Origin of the sequence: Roseobacter cerasinus (assembly GCF_009811755.1) — a bacterium.
Taxonomy (GTDB): Bacteria; Pseudomonadota; Alphaproteobacteria; order Rhodobacterales; family Rhodobacteraceae; genus Roseobacter; species Roseobacter cerasinus.
In genome coordinates this window covers 1-25,795 of the sequence record NZ_BLIV01000008.1, presented here as the reverse complement: position 1 = coordinate 25,795, position 25,795 = coordinate 1, and the positions used below count along the sequence as shown (strand labels likewise).

The window sequence follows — 25,795 nt, the reverse complement described above, 5'->3', positions numbered from 1 at the left end:
TGTTTTGAAGATCACTGATCTTGTGGGATATCTGCCGCTTGTCATCTTTGGTCTCGTACTCACCTACATCAGCCTGCACGCGCCGAATTTCCTGACCTTGCAGAGTCTGGAGTTGATCGTGATGCAAAGCCTGCCCGTCGTATTGGTTTGCGCGGGGCTGGCTGTTGTGGTGATGGCGGGCGGGGATGACGTTGTGTCGGGCGGGATTGACCTGTCCATACCGGCAACCGCCGTTTTGTCTGCCGGGATCACCGCACAAATGCTGACATCCGGCATGCCACTGGCGTTGTGCGCTGTGGTGGCTCTGGCGGCGTGTATCGTCGTCGGCCTGTCGAACGCGGTGTTGATCACAAAAATCGGGATGACCCCGCTTTTGACAACCCTGGCCATGTTTGTTGCGGTGGTCGGCGTGAACAACGTGATCACAGTGAGCCGCCGCATCAATGTGGATCACAGTTGGATCGTCGCGCTGCGGGCACAAGAGATTGCGGGCATTCCGGCCGGTATTCTGTTGGTCGCGCTGATCGTTGCGATCTTGTTCTTTGCGGCCCATCGCACGGGCTGGGGTCTGAACCTTCAGGCTGCAGGCGGCAGCCGGGATGCGGCCGAGATCTCGGGCATCGACGCAAATCGCCTTGTTGCACAGAGTTTTGTCGTCGCAGCGTTCACAGGCTTTTTGTGCGGTTTCTTCCTGCTGGCGCGGGGCTCTGGAAGTTCCCCCGGGGTGCAGGACAACCTGATGCTGGAAATGGTCCTTGCCACATTCCTCGGGGCCGCGTTTTCACCACGTCGGGTTGTGACACTTTGGGGGGCTGTGCTGGGTGCGCTCTTGGTCGCCGCGATTTCCATCGGGTTCAAATCAATTGGCGTGAATGTGTTTTGGACCGGGCTGATCAAAGGGTCTTTGATTGTTGTGGTTGTCGCGTTCTCTGCCTTGGCACAGCGGGGTCGATAAGATGACGACCCGTGCGAACACCCTCCGCGATGTTCTGTTGCGCTTTGGCTTTCTGATCGTCTTTGCCGCGTTCTTTGTGCTCTTCGCGTTTTGGAACCCCGTGTTCCTGCAAGGTGGCAACCTTTTGAACATCGTTGAAGGCTCGGCCATCCTCATGATCATGGCGCTTGGTTTGACCCTAATTGTTGCGACGGGTGGCATTGATCTGTCGATAGGCATCGCGCTGGATTTTGGCGCGGCTTTCGCCGTCGTCGCGATGAGCACCTATGGCCTGGACTGGTTCAGCGCGGCCTGTGCCGGCGTGATCGGCGGATCACTGGTGGGGATTTTCAATGCAATCCTCGTCGTCGGTTTACGGATCAGCCCGTTTCTGGCGACGCTTAGCACCTTCTTTATCGGGTCATCCGTACAACGCATTTTCACCAATGGCGGGGGGCCGATTTCCTATCGCCGGATGCCAACCGAGTTCCGCAATATCGCGCAAGGCGATATCCTTGGCGTCCCAACCGAGGCTGTGATCGCCGCTGTTTTGGTCGTCATCTATTACCTGCTGCTTGAGCGGTCGATCTGGGGGCGACGTATCCATGCCATGGGCATGCAACGTCCCGCTGCCATTGTGGCGGGTATTCGCGTCAATCGCATCCTGTTCGGGTGCTTTGTCTTCGCGGCGATGACGTGCGCTGTTGGCGGCTTGATCGCAGCGGCAAACATCCGGATGTTCACACCGCTGTCTGGTTTTTCCTACCTGCTGGACGCCATCGCAGCTGTGTTTATCGGCGCAGCCTTACATCCGCGCGGTCGTCCGAATGTTTTGGGGACTGTGGCCGGGGTTTTGTTTCTTGGAATGGTCGCCAACGGCCTGAACCTGATGGGGCTGAACTTCAACACCAAGGACGCGTTGCAAGGGATCATTCTGGTGTCAGCGCTGGCGTTCGCCGTTGCACAGCGAAGGGCGCGAGGCAGCTAGCGTGCGATAGTTGGCGGCTTGTGGACGCTCAGGTCCGGAAGCGTGCCATGCCAGGTCTCAGTATAGATCACACCAACCCGCATCTGGCGCTCAACATGCGTCCGCCGGTCTCAGAAACCAGATTGGAGAAACCTCGATCAGTGGCCAAGACGTAGGGGGCTGGATAACCATCCTTCGATCGGAGGGGAGGGGATTTTTCGATTGTCGCCTTCCACGACAAAGTCAGCTCCCGGATCCCTTCAACTCCTCTATTGCGTGCCGCCAGACCGGGCCCATCTTGGTTGGCGATATCGACCGGTCGGATGAAGGCGAAAGTGTCTTCTCCGAGCGCAGGTCGATTGTCTGGAAGTCTTTGAATGTCAAACGCATCCTGGATGAGGACAACCAGACGCTGATCTACATTGCGCACGCGCGGGACGTACAGAATGGGTCCGCCAAGATGTCGATCTCGACCGTCCCGCTCTTCCAGAATTGAGGTCCAAAACCCTCCGATCAAGACTTTGATCCAAAGTATTGCGCCTTAAAGGCAAACGGACCGCTTGAGATCGACAACATGCGCGCTCTGCGGCGGCGGAGGTACCCTGGCAATTTACGGCCAACGGATCATCGCTTGGCTGGCGACAGGGATGCAGGGCATCCGCAGTGAAAAAAGCCCGGCACGCGGCCGGGCAGTTTGTGAGGCCCTGGCGGCCTCTCAGGGAGACAGATGCATTGGGTCGTTTCAAGGAGCAGCGATATGCGTTCCCACGCCAGAAAACCCTTCGAGCGCGCGAACCGCAGAACGGGCCTTGCGGCCGTCAACAATTACAGCTCGTGGCACACCTTGGCTGAACGCTTTTAGGGCTGCTTGTATCTTTGGCGTCATTCCTCCTTTGACGGAACCTGTTTTGACGAGGTTGTCGAAGACTTCGGTGGACACCTTTTCCAGCGTTGTCCCACATTTTGTCATCACACCGTTCACGTTGGTCAAGATCAGAAGCGCTGATGCTTGCAGCTTTTCAGCGATGAACCCAGCAAAAGTGTCTGCGTTCACATTGTGGACACGCCCCTGTTTGTCGACCCCAATTGGAGCGACGACGGGCGTGATGTTGTTGTCTAACAGTGCCGACAACATGCTTGGGTCTAGCTGCGACGGCCTGCCCACAAACCCCAACACAGGGTCAGATTGCTCACATGGGATGAAGTGGCCGTCCAGCCCCGAAATGCCGGCAGAGCGGACCCTTGCGCGATTGAGCTCAGAAACAACACGTGGGTTCACCTCACCAAGCAATGTTCTCTGCACGACGTTCATCACATCGGCCGTCGTTATCCGACTGCCCTGAGAAAACTGGTACGCGATCCCTTCACGCTGCAGCGCCAAGTTGATCGATGGCCCGCCTCCATGAACGACGATAACCGCTTTGCCGCGTCCCTTTAGCTCCAAGACTTGTTGGGTGAAGAAGCTGAGTGCCTGGTCGTTAGACGCAATGTCGCCGCCGATTTTGACGACGACTGGCCGCCTTTGTGAAACAGTCTTCTGGCACGGTGAGCCGCAGGCATTGCAGCCGAGTCGAGGATTTCTGTGGCGGTCCTCTGGCTGGATTTCTGGCGGGTGTATCATTAGCGAGCCTCCTTTGCGGCGCTGGCCGAGACGTTTTCAGAACCAGCGAGAGGGGGATTAAACACACAGACGAGGTTAAGCTCTTCATGCACAACCATTCTGTGGGGATCGTGTTGGTTCAGCGCATAGACGACGCCAGGAGCGATCTCGGTGCGTGTTGCTCCATCGTCATAGATCAGCGTTGCACGGCCCGAGAGGCAATAGGCAGCCTCAACATGTTCAGGGTACTCGGTTAGGCCGGTTTCGCCGGGAAAGATGCGCGTGACATGAAGTGAAAACCCCATTTGATCATCGGCAACGATAAGTCGCGTCGAGTCCCAATTCGGGCGGCTTGTGTACCTTTGCGATCCTCGGAGGTCGTGCAGGTTTTGAATGATCATAGACAGCCCTCACTGTGCCGCTGTGACTTGGATTTCCGCCAACCATGATTGGTCGAGCAGTTGGACGCAGAAGACGGTGCGGGGCACGGCACGACCGTTCAAGGCGCTTCGGATCGCCGCTGCGTTCGCTTTGGAATAGGAAGGATCTGCAAGCATACAGTTCAGATGAACAATGTCGCTCAGAGAGAAGGCATTCGCTGACAGTATCGCATCTATGTTGGTCCAGATTGCGTCCAGTTGCGCGTCAATTGTTGGCAGAGCGTTCCAGTCACAATCAAGACCCATGGTTCCGCTTGTGACAAGCCAACGAGACGGGGCGTCGATAAGCATCGAATGTGCATATCCACCCGTGGATGGGTAAATCCCATCCACGTTTTCTGTGCTTTGCAACATTGGATGCACCTAAGAAGCAAGAGACATGTTCGATCTGCGCTCTTTATCGTTCAGAGCTGCAACACGTCCCTGCATTGACCAGATATAGGCGAACCCAACACCGGCTGTCTGATCAAAGCCATACTCAGATTCATATGACGCGATATCCAAGTTGTACAAAGATCGGTTGGCCTCTCTGGAGAGAACGGCAATGCGCCCGGATGTCAGCTCGAGCTTCACGACACCCGTGACGCGGTCACCGATGGATATGAAGAAGCTATCCAATGCGTCTCGCGCTTGGCTAAACCACTTCCCGTCATAAACGAGTTGGCTGTACTGCTGCGACAGATAAGGGATCATATGCAGAAGGTCCCGCTCGTGAACCAGCGCGTCCAGCTCCCGCTTTGCCTGGAACAGGATTTCAGCCGCTGGTGACTCGTAGACACCGCGTACCTTGAAGCCGACCAGTCGGTTCTCGATGATGTCGAGGCGGCCAATTCCGTGACGGCCGCCAATCTCATTGAGCTTTTCAACCAGAACAGCAGAGGTCATCCGTTCGCCATTGATGTGCGTGGGAATGGACTGCTCAAAGCCGATCTCAATGACTTCAGCTGGCCGGTTCCCTGGTGCGTCCGTCAAGGTATATGCATCGCTTGGCGGAGCCTCGGAGATTTCATCGAGGATGCCACATTCCACACTGGTCCCCCAAAGATTGGAGTCCCGACTGTAGGGACTTGTTTTGAAGGGAGGCAGCTCAATACCACGCTCCTTTGCATATGCGATTTGCTGGCTCCTGGTTTTGAGGTCCCATTCCATCAAGGGGGTGATGACCTTCAGCGACGGATCAAGGGCGGTCACGCTTGAGAAGAAGCGCACCTGATCATTGCCCTTTCCCGTTGCCCCATGTGCGACCGCATCAGCGCCTTCCCTGTGAGCAATCTCAACAAGACGCTTGGCGATAAGAGGGCGCCCGAGAGACGCCGCCATATGATAACGCTGTTCATACAGAGCAGCCGCACGCAGTGTTGGGAAGGCAAAGTCAGACACAAATTCATCGCGAAGATCGTCAATGTAGACCGCGGACGCGCCATTCTTCTCAGCACGCCGCCTGACCAAGGAAAGATCTTCGTTCTGGCCCAAGTCGGCACAGAATGCGACAACCTCAGCATCGTAGGCATCTTGCAACCATGACAGCGCAATTGAAGTGTCCAGACCGCCAGAATACGCGAGTACGATTTTCATATGGTAAAGCCTTTCCCTAAGCGAGTGAGAGCTGTTTGGCAGCACGTTGTTCTTTGTGGAGTTTTGAGAGCTGCTTGCGCGTGTAGAGGTGGTCCCCCCACGTCTCTCTGTCTTCCGGAACAATTTGGCCCGTTCGATCTATCTGGTTGATCATTCGATAGAAGAGACCCAGGCAGACGTGCGCGGTGCGGTCCGTCAAACTGGCCGGCGTCTCGTCTTCGAAGACGGCAAAGTGATCAACGGCAATGATGTCACCGTGGTCGATCTTGTCGTCCATGTGGTGACAGGTTGCCCCGAAGGTTTTGCACCCGTCCGCGAGGGCGAAGTAATACCCGCCGATGCCGCGATATGATGGGGGCGCAGGATGGAAGTTTATTGCGCCCTTTCTTGCCTTTGAAAGCACTGTTTCTGGAAGAACAAGGTCAGCCTTAAAGGTGAAGATCCAGTCGCCTTTCCAATTCAGGTGATCCTTTGGGCGGGGGGTTCCATGGTCCCAGAAGATGGCATCAACCTGACCGCAAAGCCGTCTAAGCTGGGTCGCTGCTAGAAAACTCCAACCTGATCCATCGCCAATGAAAAGAACTCGCTCGTCGTGAAACATATCAGACTTCCTTGATCGTTAGTGTGAGTTAAGTCCCCAATTCCAGATATTTTGTTGTTGTTTGTGCTCAGATCAGCCTTCTTCCCGGCCTCTGAAGATGCACAAGACGCCAGCGATGACGCAGACCATCGCTCCAAAGGAGTAAGCGTCCAGCGTTTCTTCCAGGAAGTAGACGCCAAGCAGGATGGCCACGACAGGCGTGATGAACGCATAACTTGTCGCCACCGAGGTCCGGACCGTCTGCAGCAGGTACATGTATGCGGAGTATGCAAACAGAGACCCGCCTACTACCAGAAAGAGCCAGGCACCAAGGGACCGCATGGACGGAAAGACGGTGAAGCTCTCGTTGACAGCTAAACCAATGATACCGATCGCAAGGCCTCCCATGAGCATTTCAAAGGCGTAAGCGGATGGGCCTGCGGGCAATGACAACAACTTGCTTGCGACGGAACCCAAGGACCAGAAAAGGGCTGCCATTACGATAATGAGCGCGCCCCAGCCCGTCGCCCCGAAGCCACTTTGCATGTTCAGAAGGATGACCCCTGCGAAACCCAGGCACAGTCCAAGCCATTCCCAATTATTTGGCCATTGGCGCGCGAATAATCCCGAGAAGATAACGGCCCAGATGGGAACAGTTGCGATCCCAACAGATGCAAGGCCGCTGGAAATCGTCTGTTCTGCGATCGCAATTCCGCCGACACCCAGGCCCAGCATGGAGCCACCAACCAGAGTGCAGTTGAACAATTGGCGCAAGCTCGGGATTACAAGAGTTCCCCGAATGGCGAGGAACGCAATTAGGACAACCCCTGCTGCCAGAAAACGTGCACTGGTTTGCAGGAGTGGGGGCATGGTTTCCAGAACAAGTGCGATGGCCAGATATGTCGATCCCCAGACGAGATAGACAATCACGAGACATGCTATGACCAGCGCGGAGAAGTTCTTGAATGTGGCTGTCGGTTCAGCGGATGAGGACACTTTATGATGTTCCTTCTTCTTCTAGGATGTTGGGGGAATGCGTGTAGCCAAGGATCAGGATGTCACGGACCGCAGATCGTTGCGTGTCGCTTGGTCTGATGGGTGTGACGGAATGAAGGACCTGTTCATCCGCCCAAAACAACGTATCGAGACGGTTTTTCAGGCACAGCTCAGCAGCGATTGAATGATCTTCCGCGTGGATACGTGACAGACCACCGGTCGCGTTCACCCGGTCCATCAAGTGCATGGCGCCATAGTTGATGTCGTCTCGGTGAACGCCTTCAGGTGTGGGCTCACCTTCTTCTCCATCGCGGCCAATGATGCGGAACAGGTGACAGGCCACATACCACCACTCTGACTTGTCAAAGGATCGCGTCGGAAAACAGTCGAAGTCCTGTTTGATCAAATCAGACAGCAGGGGGTCCTTGGCGAACTGCTCCGTCAGGGGTGCAACCACTCTGTGGATGCCCCCGGCATAGGTGTTGGTCCCTGCTGCTTGAAAATAAGGCGTATGCTTCAGTTGCACCACGGTCTGGGTCGAGGGCTGATAAGCGAACCTGCCAAATCGCCGTTCCCGAAACGTCGCATTTTCCTGCAGGTAGTTGTCTGTCTCAAGCCTGTTCCACTCATCGGCCAGCCTTGCAAAGTCGCTGTCCGTGGCATTCGGGACACCAAAATCTGGCGCAGCGATGTACGAATAGCCTTGTGCTGCAAGCTCACCGGCGACTTGATCGTTCATTGTGTCCTCCATTTGTGGTCTCTTAGCGATGACGCATCACTTCGCGGCACAGCCAAACGAGGGGCGTAAGTAAAAAGTAAGCAATGCGAGCATTGCACTGATACTTTGTAAGTGCTAGCAAAACTATGCTGACTAAATGTAATAAAATTATGGCAATGATTTACAAATTGTCAACTCAGCTACGGGGATTCTCGCCATGTCGGCAATGGACGAAAAAGATCGTAAGATTATCAATATCTTACAAAAAGACGCGGATATAACGAACGCAGCACTTGGGGAGCAGGTTGGCCTCTCAGGGCCCGGTGTTCACGAACGAATTAAGAGGTTAAAAGCCGCCGGGATCATTCTTGGGAATCGTTTGATGATCGATCCTGAGAAAGTCGGTCGGAGCTTGCTTTCATTCGTTCTGTTGAAGACCAATGGGTCTCAGAAACAGCAACAGGTTGCTCAGCTCGTCAAAGTGCCGGAGATCGAAGAAATCCATTCGACCGCTGGCCAGTTTTCCATTCTGTTGAAGGTCAGAACAGAAGGACCGGCCCAGATGGAAGAGCTATATGAGCGCCTCTATGAGATCCCCGGCATCGACACATCAGAGACAGTTATCGTGTTCAAATCTTTCCTGGATCGTGGGACCTACGTGCCCGACATTGCCACCTGATGAAACGTCACACGCACTTAGCGCTGTTGGTGATATTTGTGTGTGCCGCTCCCTGACGCCCGTGGCTTTAGGGGGCCGCCCCCAAAGCTTTGGCTGACAAGCGGCCCGCGCCCTGAGACTGAATAGTATTTCGTATCAGAGGCTTCGGCCTGCTGCACCCTCAAGTCCTGCGAGCCGATCACCAGCCCGGCCAATGTGGTTCTGTAGGCAGCCGATGAGTTCAGAGACAAAACCGCGTGCCCCAACGAGCTGTAGCAGATCCGACTTTACTACCTCAGATTCATCGCCTGGACGTTCTGCACGACGATGAGGGCTAAAGATGTGACAAACACGCTCGACTTCGCGCCTCAGGCGCAAGGCTGCGACCACACGCCCAGCTTAGAGGACGCTCGACTGATGTCGTCTGGCGCTACGATTTCAATCGCTAAACGCTTGAACCTTATTCTTTGATCATACCGATCATCTGTGCCTCGGCAAAACGGCTCTTTCGCATTCGTTTGCTCCTTCGAAAGGTGCTGTGTCTCCTGAAAACGTCCTCGTTTATCCGGAGGGCCTGTGGGCTTATCCGGTTCGATCCGCGGACATACCGGTACAAGTTTCGTCGGCGCGACCAGGCCGCGTTGGAGCAGCGGATCAAGGAGATTTGTGAGCCGCGCGTGCGGTTTGGTTATCGGCGCGTCCATGTGCTTCTGCGCCGGGAGGGTTGGGAGATCAATGCCAAGAAGACTTACCGAGTTTACAAGGAGTTGGGTATGCAGCTCAGGAACAAGACACCCAAACGACGTGTAAAGGCGAAGCTTCGCGACGACCGCAAAGAGGCCGTGAACCCAAATGATGTTTGGGCGATGGACTTCGTGCACGACCAACTGGCGACGGGCCGCAAGATACGCATCCTGACAGTCGTCGAACCCCCCGCATTTTTACATTGATGTGCCAGGTGACACCCGTTGTTCGGGGAGAAAGCCCCACCGGGCTTTCCTGTTCTCTCCAGTTCCGTCTTATCTGCACCCCATGGTCGTTACGATGGGATGAAAATCTGCCTTGCAAAATCGACCCTAGATGTCCCGAAAGTACGGATATCTGACGCCGCGCGCCGGCATCAGTCTCCGTCAAGACGCAACCCGTGTTGCCTCCGTCTCTTCAACGATTTGCTCCGGAACCTCAAACTGGGCGATCAAGCTCTGCAACTCTTTTGCCTTGTCGGCCATGTTGCGGCTTGCGGCGGTTGTTTCTTCCGTCATCGCCGCATTTTGCTGGACAGTGTTTTCCTGATCCGACACGGCGGAATCTATCTCCAAGATACCGGCGGCCTGCTCTTGGGTCGAGGACGCGATACTTTGGATGTTGGTCGTTATCTCTGCCACGTCGCCAATGATCTCCTGCAAAGCGTCGCCCGCAGCATTCACCAGCCCCACCCCATCGGATATTTTTGAATTTGAGACTTGTATGATGCTGTTGATCTCCTGAGCGGCATTTGCCGCGCGCAAAGCCAACTCTCTGACTTCCGAGGCTACAACGGAAAACCCACGACCGGCATCTCCGGCGCGCGCCGCTTCAACGCCCGCATTCAGTGCAAGCAGATTTGTTTGGAATGCGATATCGTCGATCATCTTCAGGATATTCTCAATCTCCTGTCCGGCCCTTTCGATCTCGGACATATTGGAGACCGTTGCTTCAACGACCTTTCTGCTCTCTTCAGCCTTTGATTTGACGCCTGAAGAAAACTCAGAGCATTGATTTGCCCCTTCGGAGGCGGACTGCACGGAAGCGCTCAATTCCGAGACCGCCGCTGCGGTTTCTTCCAAGCTGGCTGCCGAACGTTCCGTGCGGCTTGATAAGTTCAGGGCAGCGTTGGATATTTCGTCCGCGCCCACATCGAGAACGCTGGCAACTTCGGATACGCCGTGCAGAAGGCTTCCGAGCGAACTCATTGCGGAGTTAAAGTCCAAGCGCAATTTCTCATATGACTCCGGGAATTCCTGATCAATTCTGAAGGTCAGATTGCCGTCGGCCAGACATTGCATGCCAGTTGCCAATTCATTGACCACAATGTTTTGCTGTTCTTGGAAGCGTTGGCGCTCCGCTTCCTGCTCGGCCTGCAGCTGCTCCTTCTCCAACCGCTGTTTTTCCTCAAGCTGACGCTGGCGCTCTTCTTCATCCCGCCGGCGCTGCTGTTCGGCAGCTTCCCGTTGGCGCGCCTCTTCTTCCTGTTTGCGCATCTCTTCCTGGCGCTGACGCTCTTCCTGTTCGAGACGTTTTTGCGTCTTCATTCCGTCACGGAACACATTGAGAGCGGACGCCATTTGGCCCAGCTCGTCGTGAGAGGCGGGCGGGATATCAACATCCAAGTCACCATTCGCCAGCTCCGATGTGCTCATGCGCAGTCTGTTCAGGCGGCGCAGTATGTTTTGACTGATGTAGAAATAGCCGATGCCCAACGAAAGCACGACCGCGACCACCGCAATGGAAACAAGCGTTTGGCGGCCGGTTACAGCGCCTTGCCGCGCCGTTGCAATCGCCTGTGTAATCTCGGTCTTGCTGCCTTGCACGATATCGGACACGGTCTTCTCGAGGCGATCCTGAACGTCGGCAAGCTCCGTTCTTTTCGCAGCGAGGCCGGAGGCCAGTTCGAGCTGGCTCACCCGTGCTGCATGCAGGCTTTCCGCCTGAGTTTTATCAAAGAGTGGCATGATGGCTGACAAATATGTCTCTGCTGCCGAGCGGCGGTCAGGATCGTCAATATTTGCGATACTGCGCTCGACCGATGAGATGGTTTCCTCTGCCATAGTTTGAATGGCATCCAGACCGGCCAGGTCCGGCGCATTGATCAATCCCAGCGCATGCTGCCGCAGCAAGAGCGAGAATGTGCGCAGATCGGTCATCCGCGCAACATAGGGCTGATCAACATCCAGGACCTGATCAATGGAGTCGTAGGTTGCATCGATCAGATCAGGATCTTCAATCGTGTCATAGAGCCTCGAAATTCTGTTCGTCACAGTGGACCGCGCATTGGAGACCAGCGCCTCAGACAGACGGTTCAGCTCGTTCGCATTCTCAGTGATCGTCGCGTCGGTTTCACGAACAGTGGCGGTCAGCGCTACCCTTTGGGAAGACACGTCTATGAACGACGTGACCACACTGCCCATTTCGTTGACCAATGCTTCGGCGGTATCCACAAGCATCGTATCGGGAACAAAAAGCCTCAGTTCGGTGATAAGCTGGCGTGTGGCGTCCTGTGACACGCTGAACTCTTCGGTGAGTGCTGAAATGTCTGCTTGCGTATTTGCCCTATCGAACCGATCGTCGAATTCCGCAAGAACTCTGGCGCTGTTCGAAAATGCATTGGCCGTCAACGAAGCTGGCAGTGCCTCTTCACTGATCACGGACTGATGCCCCATGATGGACCTGAGCACAAAGAAACCCATCACCGCGGAGACAACGACCATGGCCGTGACACCAGCAAAGGCGATAAGCAGACCGGCTCGGATACTCAAACGTAGCTTTTTCATTTTCTCACCTTTTTTAAACAGGCGCCGCGAGCCGGCGCCTGATCTGTTCCAATGAACCGATCGACTATTCGACCTTGAACGTTGGGCTGAAGTCCGCGGGTGCCAGCGATTCGTTCACCGGGAAGTCGCCTGCGTTTTGCTTTGTCACGCTGAAGATGACCGGGCCAAAGTGGCGCGGGTACTCCATCCCCTCCAGATGCCGCACGGCCTGGTCGACGGACAGGACCCCCTGTAGCGCTGCGCTGTCTGTGGGCGCGCTGGATACGATGCCGCGGCGCACGCCCCGATACATGGCAGGTGTGAAGTAATCGGCAACCAGGTTCACCTGATCGGTCAGACCACGCTGGCGCAGCACGCCCATCGCGGCCTCAATCGCCACAGCATTGCCCGCGATATATTCAAGGTCGGGGTTCGCGTCGAGCGCCTCTTCCACAAGGGCGCGCTGCACATCCGCGCCTGTGTCGCCATAGTAGACGTCGGCGATCTGGGCGGCAGAATTCTGCATGACTTCCTGGAACCCGTTGTCGGTGAAGATAACCCACCCTGCGGTTTCCGGTCCGGGCAGCCACGCAACGCTTGGTGCATCGCCACCGGCGGGATAGTTCTCCACAAAGTAATCTGCTGCTGCGCGCCCCATATCTGTCCAGTCGACAGACACCATACCGCTGATCCCATCGCCTTCGATGGCGTTTACGGTCGCAAACACCGGAACGGATTGTGACACCTCAACCACGGTGGACGTCATTGCGTCATATGACACTGTACCCAGCAGAATGGCGTCATACCCCTTGGCCGCACAGTCTTTCACCAACCGTTTCTGTTCTTCCAACTCACCGTAGCCACCAGCTTCGAACAGATCGACCGAAACGCCGATGGACTCGGCGTGGCTAACGACGCCATAGTTTGTCGCAACCCAGTAAGGATCCTTGAGGTGGGGGAAAACGACGCAAAGCTTCCACTTCTTTGAAGCTTGATCGAGCGCCTCATAGTTCATTGGCGATGCCGCGCTGCCGAAATCGAACGGCTGTTCCCATTGTGTCACTGTCCAGTTCGGCATGCCCGCAAAGGCCACCTGAGAGCTGGCGATAGCCACGGCAGCGACGAATTTGGTTGAGTGTTTCATGAAGCTTTCCCAGTTCAGTTGCTAAATCGGCCAACGAATAGAGCACGGAACTTAACAAAATATGCATGAGGTCATGCCTGATGCTCTGGCAGCAGCGATCATCCGTGCACCCTTGTCGCGTTTCGTGTTTGACTTGAGACAGTCCGTATCGTCTTTGCGCTCGACCAATGGGGAGGCCGCGAGAAGCGCGTCCGGCTCTGCTCAAAGCAAGTGGGGTGTGCTCAAAGCAGAAGGGTCACCATCATGCTCAGTTCAGGCCAAATGTCTTGGGGGAACTGAGGGGCCGAGTGAATTGCGCAGCTTCGGCGGGCACGGGCGGGAAGCGGTAGTTCGCTGGAAGTGCCACACAAGATAAACTCAGACACGAAAACGGATTTTTGGTGGATACGCAGGTCATTCTGGCATGCAAACCGCACCTTCTGGAAGGTTGACATTGAACCCACCAGAGATGAACTCAGCCCGCTGATGCCGCCTTTGGCAGCGCCACAGCGGTTTCTAGCCGTCGAGAAGGGTGCTGTCCTGATCCCGGGCCGCTGCCGCTGCCGCAATCGACAAAAGCGTGCCGCCAAGACAGTAGCCGACCGCATGCACACGCTCCGCACCGCCATGTTTGAGATGCGTCAGGGCCGCGCGGGGGCCAAGATCGAGATAGGTCTGCATCGACAGATGGGCATCGGAGGCACCCGGGTTTTTCCAAGATATTATGAAGACTTCAAATCCCTGATCGCGGAGATAGGCCACCAGGGAACGCTCTGCCGTCAGGTCAAGAATATAGTACTTCATGATCCAAGCCGGGACGATCAGGATGGGTTCCGGGTGCAGTTTGTCCGTTGTCGGGTGATAGCGGATGAGCTCAATCAGGTCATTTTTTAAGACCACATCCCCGGGCGTCGTCGCCAGATCTGTACCAACGGCGAATGTGCTGGCGCGGCGCGGGCGACCCGATATCAACCGGTGGAAGTCTTCGAGCCAGTAGCGCAGGCCGCGTCTCAGGTTCTCTCCACCCTCAGCGATTGATCGCGCGACGACCAGCGGGTTGGTCGCGGCGAAATTGGCCGGGGACATCATATCAAGCCACTGGCGCGCCATGAAATTCACCATGCGTTCGTGTTTTGGATCTACACCCGGCAGACCTCGCGTGGCCTGATCCCACCATTGCTGCGCTGCGAGAAACTGCTGAGCAAATGTAGCGTAAGGCTGGGCCTGCCATGTGGCATCTTTGAAGCGCGGGTCCAGCGCCGCGTCTTCGCCCGCAGGATCCGAAAGCAGTGCCCATATGAGTTCGGTCTGCTTGTCGGGGGAGGCGATCAGATGCAGGGACCAATCAAGGTACGCGGTGGCCAGCGCCGCCGGAGACAGGCCGCCGCTCAGCTTTCCGATCATTGAATGCCAAGTCGGGTCAAGTGGTCGATCTTTGCTATACGGTTCTGGCACGACGATGCTCTCCCGCTCCTGCATAGGGTTCGCATAGCTTCAGTCCGCTGGAGCTAAACCGGGCATGGGCCAAAACGAAACGGTCTCGTTGCGCTTCGTTTTGATCTGATTTTCGCCAAGGCCGGTTCCGCTTTCCCGCTCAGGCCTGTGGATGCGCTCACTGGGCAGGTTCCAATTCGGCAACCTGACGGCACTTGAGTTGGCTTGCAAACTGACTTGTTATGTCGCTGCCGCGTTCTGTGTCTTCATCGGTATTTGCCAGCACTGCAGTGGCTGTCAGGGGGCGACCCAAATCCGCTTCTGCGGTGTCAAAGGCCTTTTGTGCGGGGGAATGCCCTCCCGACGTCAGAAAGAGACTGACCGACTGGGGCAGAGCAATCTTTGAACGCAATAAGGCGCGCAGGGGAGTAGCGGGGTAGGATGTCCAGACCGGTCCGCAGAGGACGAGGCAGCGATAGCCTGCTAAAGTCGTGAATGTCTGAGGGGCCAGGTCGCATTTCTGCCGCAGGCTATCGAGGCCTGCCCGAATGTAGCCAGTTAATCCGGGTCTGTACTTCGGCGCATGTATCGCTATGAGTTCCGCGGCAAGATTTTTGGCCAAATCCTTAGCCGCCTTTTCCGAGTGTCCAGACATTGAGAAATAGACGACAGCTATTTTGCTTGCTTGACCCATGATCCAGCTCCCAGCATTTACCGAAACCTGTTTGTGGCAAGTTGCTGTCGGACCATTGACAAATATCAAAATGCGGTTCTTCCTTTGAACCTCGGCTTCTCATCTTCGTTAATGGCGGTTCGCATCTGCGGCGAACTTCCGCTTTATCGCCGATTCTTTTGAAAAACAACGTGTTGCGGGCGCAGAAAGTGGAGCCCAAATCGGCGCGAAAGCGCCTTTCTTATCAGGCTTTGCGCATTTGCTGCGGTGCAGGAAAGATCCTGGCTAATTTGCGGAGGTTTTGGGCCGTGTAGTCGGTTGATCCATGAGCGATCAGATGACCTCCCAGATGGTCACGGATACCTTGATCATGGCGATCTGGCGCAGGGGCCGACCGAAAGAGTTACTGCATCACTCCGACCAGGGTAGCCAATACACCAGCGAACCTTTCCAGCGATTGATGGCAGATCATGGCATAACCTGTTCGATGAGCCGGTCCGGAAATGTCTGGGACAAGGCAGCGATGGAAAGCTTCTTCTCTTCGCTGAAGACAGAACGGATCAAACGCAAAACCTACAGAACCACAAAGCAGGCGCGTGCAGATGTCTTCGACTACATCGAACGCTTCTACAACCCGAAGCGTCGCCACTCGACCATCGGATATCTAAGCCCTATCACATTCGAGGAGCGAGCTATGAAAGCTTAAGTTGCCGTCCACGCAACCGGCAGCACGCCAAACCGGCAGCAGGCCAGATCGCTCAGTTCGGGAAAAGCTCTGGTGGCCAGGTAAGTTTCTCAGCCTGCTGAAAAGCCGGGCGCTCCCTCAATCTTTCAACGTAGTCGTCCACGATTTGGCTTTTCGGGAGAAAATCATTGAATCGAGCCATTACAATGACCGACCCAATGGCGACATGCGCCGCTGTGAACTGGTCTCCCAGCAACCACGTTTGCCCCTCCAGAGCTTTGCCAAGTATGTCGACTGCCTGTTGCGCAGTATCCCAGGTTGTATGCTTAAGGGTCGCATCAAGGTTCGACGCCCACAACGCGATTGCTGGATCAATGACGGCCGTCGCATAGACCAGCCATTTGAGATACGGGCCACGATCCTTGGATCGATTGCGGGCGCTAGGGAGCCATAGCCAAATCGATCTACAATCAAGGCACAAATCGCCGGGCGTTCGCTTACGATCATACCATCAACGGAGACCACAGGCACCCGGCCTGAAAGATTGATCTTGAGGAACCCTGGTTCCAATTGCTTGCGTTGTCGGAGATCGACATCGACGACCGTGTAGGGAGTGCACAGCTCTTCCAGCATCCAGTACCCAGCCAGCGAGCGTGATGCCCTTGATGCATAAAGAACAATCTCGACCATTTGGATCGCCTTCTGGTTTCGATCAAACATCAAACATACTTGTCCAGCATGGCGGACTTTCGCGGCGCCTGAAAATAGACGCGAGGCAACCTAAGATAGCAATCGAAACACCGGCATGAGTTGTTCGAGCAGTTTGGTGGTTCGCTTCACCAGGTCTCGTTCGATTGCAAAGGAAGGGTCCGGCATATCAATCCAGGCGGCAAAGCCTTTTCGGCGCAGCGCTGCCGCATGTGGATGGTCTTTGTCATAACCGGTCGGCACGCGTTTTAGGTCTGGCCCTCCAATTCGAATGCCAGCCGCGCGCAGTTCGGTTGTGAGTTGGATTAATTCTGCCCCTTTCGGCCCAGCCATCGCAGACCGGAATTCGACCAGTGCGTCCTTGTCATATTGAAACACGCCGCAACCAAGGGATAGCTTATCGGGAGACAGACCAAAGAACCACATCGGGGGTTGGCCCAGCTGTCCCTGCGGCGTAAACGCTATATGCAAGTGTGCGTTGTAAGGCGTTTTGTCTTTTGAGAAACGCACGTCGCGGTGAATCCGAAATATCTTGCTGCTATGGTCACAGCCGGTGAGTTCACCTAAAGCCAACGCCATGGCATCAGCGAATTGCTTGCCTGGCTCTTTCACGTGATCTTCGTAGGTTGCCTTGTTTGCCGCAAACCAGTTCTTCGTGTTGTTGGCCTTCAGATCGCTCAGAAAGCTCAAGGCTTCCGGTGGGAAGCTGTCAAATGATGCCATCTTATCCTCCCTTCAATCCTTGGCAGGCAAAGCCGCAGCGTGTGCAAGGCAAAGCTGCAACCATCGCTGCAAGGCACCATCGTCGCACGCGTCCTCATCCACGCGGACAAACCCACCCAGTTTGCGCGTACCATGGATCACTGCCTCGGCGGTCGGATCGAGGAGCGCCGCGGTTTCTTGCGCTTTGCCAACCCGGAACATGAACCGCCCGACCCCGTCTTTGTGACGCCGCGCGCCACTCAGCATGTTGCCACTCAAAAAGAAGCACGTCCCGCCCATCATCCGTTTTTCAGATATACCCGCATGCGCGGCCAAAGCGTCGCGCATGCGGGCCGCAAGGACCTCGTCCACAGGCATCAGACGACGGTTCCCAATTGCCAGAGGATCGCAAGCGCAAGGACCAGCATCGTCGCGTTTGTCAGCCCTGCGCCGATTGGTCGGCCTTTGCTGTCAGCAGCCGCGCGCAATCCGAAAAAGTGAATAACGCGGGCAAGAAGCAATACACCGCCGCAAACCGCTACGAGCCATGTGGGCGCCCCGCCAATCTCGGCCCCGGCGAGGGCCAGAATGGCAAGCGGGACATATTCGATGAAGTTCCCATGCGCCCGCATCAAGCGCAGCAGGTCTTCATCCTCGCCATGCAGCAGTAAGATCCCTGTTTTGGCCCGACGCACACCAACGGAAATAGCCATTGGAATGCTCATCAGAACAAGCACTGCCATCACAGCCAGCGTGATTTGGGGAAGCTGTTCCATCTGATCCCTCCCTTCGCGCGGCGCCTAGGACGCCATGCTTTCATACGTGATCAGAGCAAACCGCGCGCCTTGTGGGTCCGTCAGCGTGGCCATACGTCCAACCCCCGGAATGTCCATCGCCGGCTGGATCACGCTGGCTCCTTTCGCTGTCGCAGTTGCCACACTTGCATCTACATCAGCCACGGTGAAATAGACCGTCCAACTGCCAGTGTCTTCGGGCATCGGGGAAAAGCCACCAATCGCAGTTTCGCCGATCACGGCCGCTGAATAACTGGATCCGTCCTGCATCGGCATGTCATTGATCGTCCAGCCCAGCACATCCTGATAAAAGGCTTTGGCTTTGACTTGATCCGGGCCGGAATGTCCGATCCAACCGGAATTGCCGACAGTGGTCATTTCAAGAATACTCATGGGTCTCTCCCTTGGTTGCGCCCGCCCCGTGCGGGTCTGATCCAAGGACGCATGAGATGCAGGTATCCCTACATGTCGCCCAATTCTTTTTTACTCAGGTCGATTTTCTCGGCGACTGCCGCCCGTTCAGGTGTTGTTGGGGACAGGCTCAATACAGTTTCAAATGCCGCTATGGCCGCCTTGTGATCGCCTATGTCTTGCAAAAGCCCAGCCCGCATCGCGTGATACCAGCGATAGGTCGCCAGATCGTCCGCAAGGCCCTCCATCGCCTTCAGAGCATGGTGCGGCCCGTATAGTTTCGCTTGCGCTGCAATCTGGTTGAGCCGCACGACTGCGGTCGGCTGTAACGCGTAAAGCGCCGCGTAGTGGCTTTCAATAAATGCCCAATCGGTTTCGGTGGGAGAGCCCGCACGTGCATGGGCCGCTGCAATCGCCGCTTGGATAACATAGGGACCGCGATGCCCGATCCGCTCTGCCTTTTGCAGAAGAACTGTCGCTTCCGAAGTGTTGGCGCGATCCCACAGACTTCGGTCCTGATCATCGAGCGCAACGAGCTTGCCATCCGCATCCATCCGCGCACGCCGTCTCGCGTGCTGAAGCAATAAAAACGCAAGCAAGGCTGCCTGTTCTCCCATCGCGGGGAAGAGGACCACAAGAAGGCGGGACAGGCGGATCGCCTCTTCACACAACGTCAGTCTCATCTGCGCGGGCCCGGCGGAGGTCGACCAACCTTCGTTGAACATCAGGTAGATCATCAAGGACACTTCGCCCAAACGCGCACCCCGCTCTGCAGGGTTGGGCGTTTCAAAGGCAACTGGATTGCTTGTGATCTTTTTCTTGGCACGGGTGATGCGTTGTTCCATTGTCTTGGGCTTCACAAGAAAGCCGCTGGCAATCTCCTCGACGCTCAATCCCACCACTATACGTAGGGCAATGGCGATTTGATCGCGGCGATCAAGTTCCGGATGGCAGCAAATGAACAGAAGCCGCAGAACATCGTCACGCATCTCGTCCGGGTCAGGCGTTTCGGCAGGCATCGGCTGAAACGCCTCGGTATGGCGCGACAGAATTGCCGCGCGGCGTTGCGATTTGCGCAACTGGTCAAGACCCGCGTTTCGTGCGGTGGTCAGCAGCCACGCCAAAGGATCGCGCGGGGCCCCGTCTTGCGACCAGACCGTCAGCGCCTTCAGGCAAGCATCGGCAAATGCCTCCTCCGCGGTGTCGATGTCGCGAAACACCCGCGTGAGCGCAGCGATAGCGCGCGGGCGTTGTTGGGCGAATGTCGCTTCTAGCCAGTCCGACATGTCTTATTCCGACGAAATAGCCCCCCCGGCCCAGGCAACAGGCCGCACCTCAAGCCGTGCAATTGGGGAGGAGATCATCTTGGCATATTTCAGTGCCTCATCAAGATTTTTGAAGTCGGCGGCGTAAAAGCCCAGAAAGTTCTCTTTGGTGTCAGCGAAAGGGCCGTCGGTGATTAACGGCGCGGCGCCTTCGATCTTGGCCGGTTCAACCATCACGGCAGACGTCGGCGGCATCAGTTTCATCGACACAAACTCCCCCCTGGCCTTAAGGGCCTCTTGTAGAGCGCCATGGCCCGTCATCACTTCGTCCTGGCGCTCCTTCGGCAACGCTTCAAAGACACCTGGCTCCCCATAGATCGTGATTGCATAGATCATTTGATCACCTCCGCAGTATGTTCACATGCTGCAAGGACGCGCGAAGACATGCAAATCCTACAAACGGCCGATTGTGTTGAAAAACTCTGATTTTGCCTAAAATGGGAGAAAAAGCTGCCCATAGAGAGCCTGTCGGAAAATTTGGCCAAGGGGTCGGCCAAAACACTACTTTGGCGATGTGAAGAGGGTTAGTGACCTTCTCTGCAGAAACAGGGCCCACTTCTCTGATACATCGGCATTTGGCGAAAAAGTCAGGGGGCTGAATTTTCGAGTTTTTCAAAACAATAGGCCCATAAGAGACATTCATCGTGCTCGTCCGTCTCTGCCCTGCAGCCCGTAAAACCGGCCGTTCACTGCGAGCGCGAAATCGGGGTACTGAAGAACTCACGTTCAGCGGATTTTCTGTCAATAAATTTCCAGCTCTCAACCTTCGTTCTGCTCGTTTCTCGACGGTCATGTTTCCGAGGTTCAACCAATGCTTTGAAACGCATCTCGCAGCACGGCGCAGGTCATTCTGACCATGCAGGCTTCAGACACGCGTTCACGTAAGGGACCTCACTTCATCAGGAGGGAAGGTAGCCACGTGGCCAGCGCCGGAATGTAGCACACGGCCAGCAAAACGGCGATATTGGTCAGCAGGAACGGCAGGATCGCGACAACGACGGGTGTCAGCGGCAACCGCGCTATGCCCGCACAGACGAACAGACAAACGCCGACGGGCGGTGTGGTTAGGCCGATCATCAGGTTCAGCACGGCAAAGGTGGCGAAGTGCAATGGCTCGATCCCCACGGCTTGCGCCAGAGACAACAAGGGCACGAACAGAATGATCAGCGCGGCGATGGTTTCCATAAACATGCCAACGACGAGCAGCAGCAGATTGATCAGCAGGATCACGACGAACTTGTTGTGGGTGATCTGAAGCACCCCATCCGCGATGGCCTGCGGGATGCGCTCGGACACCAAGATCCAGCCGAACACATTTGCCAAGCCCACCAGCGCGAGGATACCTGCCGCCGAAGTCGCGCTCTGGACCACAATGGCCGGCAGTTTGCGGATCGGCAGCTCGCGATAGATGAAGGCACCGACGACGAACGCGTAAACGCTGGCAACTACGGCAGTCTCGGTCGGGGTGGCGAGGCCGGACAGCAGCCCGTAAATGATCAGAAACGTCATAGCCAAAGCCCAGAACGCGCCCAAGAAGCTGCGCGCGACCTCTCCCGAACCCTGCCATTCCTGACGTGGAAAATTGCGGCGGGCTGAAATCACGTAGGCGGTGACCATCATCGCGACGCCCATCAGGATGCCGGGAATGGCACCAGCAAGAAACATCTGCCCAACGGAGATGCCTGACAGCGCGCCGACGATGATCATCGGCACCGAAGGCGGGATGATCGGCCCGACGGTCGAACTCGCCGCTGTCACGGCGGCGCTGAAATCCGCCGGATAGCCCGCCTTCTTCATGCCGGGGATCATCACGCCGCCGATGCTGGCCGCATCGGCCACCGCGGTGCCAGTGATGCCCCCGAACAGCATGGAGGCGGCGATGTTGGTCAGGCCCAGCCCTCCCTTGATCCACCCGACCAGCGCGTTGGCAAAGCGGATGATGCGGCCTGTTATTCCCCCTTGGTTCATCAGGTTCCCAGCCAAAATGAATCCAGGGATCGACAGCAACACAAAGACGTCCATGCCCGCATACATCTTTTGCGGCATGACGACAGGCGGAATGCCTGCCAGGAGCAAATAGGCCAGCGACGCCAGCCCCAAGGTCACGGCCACCGGCACGCCAACGATCAGCCCGCCGACAAAGACGGAAAACAGAACAGCGACTTCCACGGGTCAGTCCTCCTCGGGCTTGACCGGTTTGCCATCTTCGGCACCGCTCAGCATGCCCAGCACGCGTAGGCCCGCGAAAACCGCGAGCAACAGCAACAGCAGCCAGACGGTCAGGTGGATGACATCCATCCGCACGCCAAGTGCGGGCGAAGTCTGCATCTTGCCAATCGACACATAGCGCCACGCGTGCGGCAGCAGATACACCGCCAGACCGCAGGTCGCGATGGCCGAAACCAACCTCAGGACCCAGGGCAACCGGCCCGGAAGAGATTCACAAACGACATCGACGTTCACCAGATCACCGGACCGAAACGCCAGCCCTGCGCCAAACGCGACGCTGAATAGCAAAGCATAGCGGGTCAGTTCCTCTGTCCAGACTGGGGCAAAACCGGTGGTTCGCCCCGTCACCTGAATGAGAACCGACGCGATCAACACGGCGAAAGACAGACCGGTGCCCCATTGGGCGGTTCGGGTCAGAACCTGCATGATCGTTTCGGCGAGACGCATTCTCGGATCCTTGGATGGAAAACCTCCGGCACCGGGGATAGATGGTGCCGGAGAGCAGAAAGATCAGTTCGAGAACAGATCTTCGACGATCGGCTTTATCTCGTCGTTGACGTTGGCCAGAACGGCGTCCTTTGCAGCCGCCTGGAAGGCAGCGGAGTCCACGTCGACGAAGGTCATGCCTTTGCCTTCGAGATCGGCGCGATCAGCGGCCAGCGACGCCTCGAACAGTTCACGCTCATAGGCCTGCGCGCGGGCGGCAGCTTCCGTGACGGCGGCCTGATCGTCCTCGGACAGCTTGTTCCAGGTGGATTCCGCAATCGTCAGATAGATCCACGACCGCACATGGCTGGTCAGGTTGACGTGGCTCTGGACCTCGTTGAATGAGGCGGACTTGATCAGCGCCAGCGGGTTTTCCTGCGCCTCGATCGTACCGTTCTGAAGTGAGGTGAAGACCTCGGAGAACGCCATTGGGCCCGGGTTCGCACCAAGCGATTTCCACACGTCCACGAACAGCGGCACGTTCGGAACGCGCATCTTGAGGCCGTTCAGATCGGCGGGCGATGTGATCGGGCGGTTCGAGGTCAGGTTGCGCGCGCCACGCGCGAAGTAGGCGATCGGGCGGATCTGAACCTTTTCGATGACCTGGCTCTTGATCTCGTCACCGACCGGGCCGGAGGCAAAGGCGTCCATGTCCTCGATCGTCTTGAACGCGTAAGGCACAGCCAGCAGCGCGGCCTTGGGCGCCCAGTTCTGCAGAGATTCACCGGTGATGGTCATGTCGACCGTCCCAAGCTGCATGCCGTTGATCAGGTCGATTTCCTTGCCGAGGCTTTCGTTCGGGAAGACTTCGACGGCGATGCGGCCATCGGTCAGCGCCGACAGTTCCTCGCCGAACTTCACCGATGCCAGGTGCCACGGGTTTTCTTCGTTGGCGAGGTGGCCCAATTTCAGGGTCATGTCTTGTGCGAAGGCCGATCCGGCCAGCAGCGAAACGGCGGTGACCGCAGCGGCTGCAACTTTCCATTTGAACGACATCTCAGTTCTCCTCCTTGATGGATGCTTGGATTGGGGCGTTGACCGGTTCAGGAATGTCCCCGTCCGGTAGATCAAAAAAGTCAGGGTTGGCGGCGCGGATCTGCGGCAGATCCGATAGAACTTCACGCAGATGTCCGCGAATGGCGGCATTGGCCCCGCTCGTATCGCCGGCTTCGATCCGGTCGACGATGGCCGTGTGCTGAGCGATCAGCTTGGCCACGGGGAAGTGGCCCAGAGACAGGAACCGCACGCGGTCCATCTGGGATTTCAGCCCCTCGATCTGCCTCCAAGTTCCGCGCTTGCCAGCCGCATCCGCCAGCGTCCGGTGAAACCGTTCGTCGAGCTCGATGAAACTCTGGCTGTCCGCCACGTTGGCCTGCACTTGCAATTGGCGGCGCAGTTCCGCGATCAAGGGTATGTTCGGGGTCGCGGCGAGAATCGCGACGATATCGGCTTCGATCGCTTCGCGCAGAAACCGCGCGTCCAGCACGGCGGTGTAGCTGATCTTGGTGATGATCGTACCCCGCTGCGGTAGAATGGCAAGCAAGCCTTCGCCGGCCAGCTTGATGAAAGCCTCGCGCACGGGTTGACGGCTGACGTCGCAGGAGCGGGCGATTTCGCTTTCGGAAATGCGGTCGCCGGGGGCAAATCGGTTGCGGATGATGGCATCACGCAGACGCGCGTAAAGCTGCGGCGCAATGGCGGTCGCCGGATCCAGATCGCTGGAAATGATCCCATAGGCCGTCATGATTCGCTGTCCTCCCCGATGCAGGATGCCATACTTCCATACTAGTCGGCAATGATGTCAGGTGATAGAAAGACCCCGACGACCTGGGAGGAATAGCATGAAACAGACATGGCGTTGGTTCGGTCCCATGGACCTCGTGTCCATTGATGATACCTTGCAAGCCGGGGTTGAAGGCATCGTTTCCGCCCTGCATCACGTGCCGACCGGCGCCGTCTGGACGCGCGAAGAGATCGCGCAACGCCAGCGTGAAATTGCCACGATGACGGACGGCACGCCCTCCGGCATCGCTTGGGACGTGGTCGAAAGCCTGCCCGTGTCCGAAGATATCAAGAAGCAGCAGGGTGACTGGCGCACGCATATCGAGAATTACAAGATCAGCCTGCGCCATCTGGCCGAGGCCGGGATCGAGGTGATCTGCTACAACTTCATGCCGGTGCTCGATTGGACGCGCACCGATCTGGCGTGGCGGAGACCCAATGGCGCGACCTGCATGCGTTTCGACCTGACCGATTTCGCTGCCTTCGATCTGCACATCCTGCACCGTCCTGGGGCCGAAAACGACTTTGATGACGCCCTGCGCGAAGCGGCACAGGAGCGGTTCGCCAAGATGGCCGAGGGCCGCCGTACTGAACTGGCCAAGACCGTTGTCTTCGGTCTGCCCGGTGCCGCTGAAAACTTCAGCCTCAATGAGGTGCGCCAGCATGTCGCAGAATATAACAGCATCAGCGAAGATCGGCTGCGCGCGCACCTTATCGACTTCCTGTCCGAAGTGACTCCTCTGGCTGAGGACTTGGGTCTGCGTCTGTGCTGTCACCCCGACGATCCGCCTGTGCCACTTCTGGGCCTGCCGCGCATCATGTCCACTGAGGCGCAATATGCCGCCGTATTGAATACCGTCGACCTGTCCGCCAACGGGATTACCCTGTGCTCTGGCTCGCTCGGCGCACGGCCCGATAATGACCTGCCAGGCATGATGGAGCGTTGGGGGTCGCGCGTGCATTTCCTGCACTTGCGGAACGTGAAACGCGAAACCGCCAATATTCGTGGATCGTTCTTCGAGGACGAGCACCTGGCCGGCGACACCGACATGGTCGCCCTCATCGCCGCTGCCCTGCGGGAACAGAACCGCCGCAAGGCAGAGGGCCGTGCAGACTGGTCGATTCCCTTCCGCCCTGATCACGGGCAAGACATTCTGGATGATCTGGGGCGCAAGGCGCAGCCGGGCTATCCGTCGATTGGGCGGCTCAAGGGGCTGGCCGAGCTCCGCGGCGTCATTGCCGGCCTGCAACACGGCATGGTTCAATGAGCCGTCTAACGTCACTCGACGCGCCCCCGACACGGTGCAACTCCCCGTCTACAGGCAGGAGCACGCGGCCCAATGTATGTACCGGCTACTGTTCGCAATTGATTTCTTCGCATGTTCTCGGAAGTCGCTCATATGTATCCGGCCTGTTGATCGGCACGCGGGCCGTGGCCTTGTTGGGGTTACGCACGCGCCGTGATC

The 25,795-nt window shown here is 56.9% G+C and carries 27 protein-coding genes and 3 pseudogenes; 7 read left to right on the top strand and 23 right to left on the bottom strand.

Translation table 11 applies throughout. The features are described from left to right. Window positions 1-4: 4 nt before the first annotated feature. Genes So717_RS18245 through So717_RS22770 form a run of 3 tightly spaced genes read left to right on the top strand, consistent with a single transcriptional unit; the run spans window position 5 to window position 2,397 of the window. Window positions 5-955, top strand: a complete 951-nt coding sequence (locus tag So717_RS18245; RefSeq protein WP_202981921.1) for an ABC transporter permease — start codon at window positions 5-7, stop codon at window positions 953-955. 1 nt (window position 956) lies between these two features. Further along, entirely contained in the window at window positions 957-1,922 is a 966-nt protein-coding gene (locus So717_RS18240; RefSeq protein WP_159980021.1) for an ABC transporter permease, read from the top strand. A 10-nt stretch (window positions 1,923-1,932) separates the two neighbouring features. After that, the gene (locus So717_RS22770; RefSeq protein WP_438810676.1) at window positions 1,933-2,397 is read left to right on the top strand and encodes a CreA family protein; all 465 of its coding nucleotides are present in this window, start codon (window positions 1,933-1,935) and stop codon (window positions 2,395-2,397) included. A 246-nt stretch (window positions 2,398-2,643) separates the two neighbouring features. On the opposite strand, the gene argB is transcribed toward So717_RS22770, so the two are convergent. The 7 genes from argB to So717_RS18200 form a co-directional block, all read right to left on the bottom strand. After that, on the bottom strand, window positions 2,644-3,522 hold the full coding sequence (gene argB, locus So717_RS18230; RefSeq protein ID WP_159980019.1) for an acetylglutamate kinase: 879 nt from the start codon (window positions 3,520-3,522) through the stop codon (window positions 2,644-2,646). Further along, window positions 3,522-3,902 (bottom strand): ectoine synthase, encoded by a 381-nt coding sequence (locus So717_RS18225; RefSeq protein ID WP_159980017.1) that lies wholly within the window; start codon window positions 3,900-3,902, stop codon window positions 3,522-3,524. The genes argB and So717_RS18225 overlap by 1 nt, the downstream gene beginning before the upstream one ends. A 9-nt stretch (window positions 3,903-3,911) precedes the next feature. Beyond that, window positions 3,912-4,295 (bottom strand): RidA family protein, encoded by a 384-nt coding sequence (locus So717_RS18220; protein ID WP_159980015.1) that lies wholly within the window; start codon window positions 4,293-4,295, stop codon window positions 3,912-3,914. Between the two features lie 9 nt (window positions 4,296-4,304). Beyond that, a complete protein-coding gene (locus So717_RS18215; protein ID WP_159980013.1) occupies window positions 4,305-5,516 on the bottom strand; it encodes an argininosuccinate synthase in 1,212 nt (403 codons plus the stop codon). Window positions 5,517-5,532: 16 nt separating this feature from the next. Then, complete coding sequence (locus So717_RS18210) at window positions 5,533-6,117, bottom strand: formyltransferase family protein (RefSeq protein ID WP_159980011.1); 585 nt, start codon at window positions 6,115-6,117, stop codon at window positions 5,533-5,535. A gap of 72 nt (window positions 6,118-6,189) precedes the next feature. Continuing rightward, on the bottom strand, window positions 6,190-7,026 hold the full coding sequence (locus So717_RS18205; protein ID WP_159980009.1) for an EamA family transporter: 837 nt from the start codon (window positions 7,024-7,026) through the stop codon (window positions 6,190-6,192). Window positions 7,027-7,093: 67 nt separating this feature from the next. Next, window positions 7,094-7,831, bottom strand: a complete 738-nt coding sequence (locus tag So717_RS18200) for a 2OG-Fe dioxygenase family protein (protein WP_159980007.1) — start codon at window positions 7,829-7,831, stop codon at window positions 7,094-7,096. A 196-nt stretch (window positions 7,832-8,027) separates the two neighbouring features. On the opposite strand from So717_RS18200, the gene So717_RS18195 reads away from it, so the two are divergent. Both So717_RS18195 and So717_RS18190 read left to right on the top strand, forming a co-directional pair. Further along, window positions 8,028-8,489 carry an Lrp/AsnC family transcriptional regulator gene (locus So717_RS18195; protein ID WP_159980005.1) on the top strand — a complete coding sequence of 154 codons (462 nt, stop codon included), beginning with the start codon at window positions 8,028-8,030 and terminating at the stop codon, window positions 8,487-8,489. Window positions 8,490-9,031: 542 nt separating this feature from the next. Then, a pseudogene (locus So717_RS18190) lies at window positions 9,032-9,397 on the top strand (IS3 family transposase); the annotation flags it as partial. Between the two features lie 201 nt (window positions 9,398-9,598). Here So717_RS18190 and So717_RS18185 read toward each other — a convergent pair. The 4 genes from So717_RS18185 to So717_RS18170 all read right to left on the bottom strand — a co-directional run bounded on the left by So717_RS18185 (window position 9,599) and on the right by So717_RS18170 (window position 15,228). Continuing rightward, complete coding sequence (locus So717_RS18185; protein ID WP_159980003.1) at window positions 9,599-11,998, bottom strand: methyl-accepting chemotaxis protein; 2,400 nt, start codon at window positions 11,996-11,998, stop codon at window positions 9,599-9,601. 64 nt (window positions 11,999-12,062) lie between these two features. Then, window positions 12,063-13,121, bottom strand: a complete 1,059-nt coding sequence (gene torT / locus So717_RS18180) for a TMAO reductase system periplasmic protein TorT (RefSeq protein ID WP_159980001.1) — start codon at window positions 13,119-13,121, stop codon at window positions 12,063-12,065. Window positions 13,122-13,616: 495 nt separating this feature from the next. Next, a complete protein-coding gene (locus tag So717_RS18175; protein WP_275113683.1) occupies window positions 13,617-14,579 on the bottom strand; it encodes a PHA/PHB synthase family protein in 963 nt (320 codons plus the stop codon). A 133-nt stretch (window positions 14,580-14,712) separates the two neighbouring features. Next, window positions 14,713-15,228 (bottom strand): flavodoxin family protein, encoded by a 516-nt coding sequence (locus tag So717_RS18170; RefSeq protein WP_159979999.1) that lies wholly within the window; start codon window positions 15,226-15,228, stop codon window positions 14,713-14,715. A gap of 301 nt (window positions 15,229-15,529) precedes the next feature. Between So717_RS18170 and So717_RS18165 the strand changes: the two are divergent. Continuing rightward, window positions 15,530-15,913, top strand: a pseudogene (locus So717_RS18165) (IS3 family transposase); the annotation flags it as partial. A 52-nt stretch (window positions 15,914-15,965) separates the two neighbouring features. On the opposite strand, the gene So717_RS22685 reads toward So717_RS18165, so the two are convergent. From So717_RS22685 to So717_RS18110, 12 genes and pseudogenes are all read right to left on the bottom strand, one after another. After that, window positions 15,966-16,250, bottom strand: coding sequence for a glutathione S-transferase C-terminal domain-containing protein (locus tag So717_RS22685; protein WP_368854961.1), 285 nt, complete (start codon window positions 16,248-16,250; stop codon window positions 15,966-15,968). 128 nt (window positions 16,251-16,378) lie between these two features. Then, window positions 16,379-16,582: pseudogene (locus tag So717_RS22680) on the bottom strand (thioredoxin domain-containing protein); the annotation flags it as partial. 90 nt (window positions 16,583-16,672) lie between these two features. Beyond that, window positions 16,673-17,323 (bottom strand): DUF2461 domain-containing protein, encoded by a 651-nt coding sequence (locus So717_RS18155; RefSeq protein WP_159979995.1) that lies wholly within the window; start codon window positions 17,321-17,323, stop codon window positions 16,673-16,675. A gap of 12 nt (window positions 17,324-17,335) precedes the next feature. Beyond that, window positions 17,336-17,680 carry a TfoX/Sxy family protein gene (locus So717_RS18150; protein ID WP_159979993.1) on the bottom strand — a complete coding sequence of 115 codons (345 nt, stop codon included), beginning with the start codon at window positions 17,678-17,680 and terminating at the stop codon, window positions 17,336-17,338. Next, complete coding sequence (locus So717_RS18145; RefSeq protein WP_159979991.1) at window positions 17,680-18,078, bottom strand: MAPEG family protein; 399 nt, start codon at window positions 18,076-18,078, stop codon at window positions 17,680-17,682. The genes So717_RS18150 and So717_RS18145 overlap by 1 nt, the downstream gene beginning before the upstream one ends. Window positions 18,079-18,102: 24 nt before the next feature. Beyond that, window positions 18,103-18,489: a VOC family protein gene (locus So717_RS18140; RefSeq protein WP_159979989.1), complete on the bottom strand. Its 387-nt coding sequence runs from the start codon at window positions 18,487-18,489 to the stop codon at window positions 18,103-18,105. A gap of 68 nt (window positions 18,490-18,557) precedes the next feature. Further along, on the bottom strand, window positions 18,558-19,793 hold the full coding sequence (locus tag So717_RS18135) for an RNA polymerase sigma factor (RefSeq protein ID WP_159979987.1): 1,236 nt from the start codon (window positions 19,791-19,793) through the stop codon (window positions 18,558-18,560). 3 nt (window positions 19,794-19,796) lie between these two features. Next, window positions 19,797-20,168, bottom strand: coding sequence for a YciI family protein (locus So717_RS18130; RefSeq protein WP_159979985.1), 372 nt, complete (start codon window positions 20,166-20,168; stop codon window positions 19,797-19,799). 555 nt (window positions 20,169-20,723) lie between these two features. Then, window positions 20,724-22,001, bottom strand: coding sequence for a TRAP transporter large permease (locus So717_RS18125; protein WP_159979983.1), 1,278 nt, complete (start codon window positions 21,999-22,001; stop codon window positions 20,724-20,726). A gap of 3 nt (window positions 22,002-22,004) precedes the next feature. Beyond that, window positions 22,005-22,508: a TRAP transporter small permease gene (locus So717_RS18120; protein ID WP_159979981.1), complete on the bottom strand. Its 504-nt coding sequence runs from the start codon at window positions 22,506-22,508 to the stop codon at window positions 22,005-22,007. A 63-nt stretch (window positions 22,509-22,571) separates the two neighbouring features. Then, the gene (locus So717_RS18115) at window positions 22,572-23,543 is read right to left on the bottom strand and encodes a TRAP transporter substrate-binding protein (protein WP_159979979.1); all 972 of its coding nucleotides are present in this window, start codon (window positions 23,541-23,543) and stop codon (window positions 22,572-22,574) included. Between the two features lies 1 nt (window position 23,544). Beyond that, window positions 23,545-24,291: a GntR family transcriptional regulator gene (locus tag So717_RS18110; protein ID WP_159979977.1), complete on the bottom strand. Its 747-nt coding sequence runs from the start codon at window positions 24,289-24,291 to the stop codon at window positions 23,545-23,547. A 97-nt stretch (window positions 24,292-24,388) separates the two neighbouring features. On the opposite strand from So717_RS18110, the gene uxuA reads away from it, so the two are divergent. Beyond that, window positions 24,389-25,597, top strand: a complete 1,209-nt coding sequence (uxuA, locus tag So717_RS18105; RefSeq protein WP_159979975.1) for a mannonate dehydratase — start codon at window positions 24,389-24,391, stop codon at window positions 25,595-25,597. Window positions 25,598-25,795: the final 198 nt, after the last annotated feature.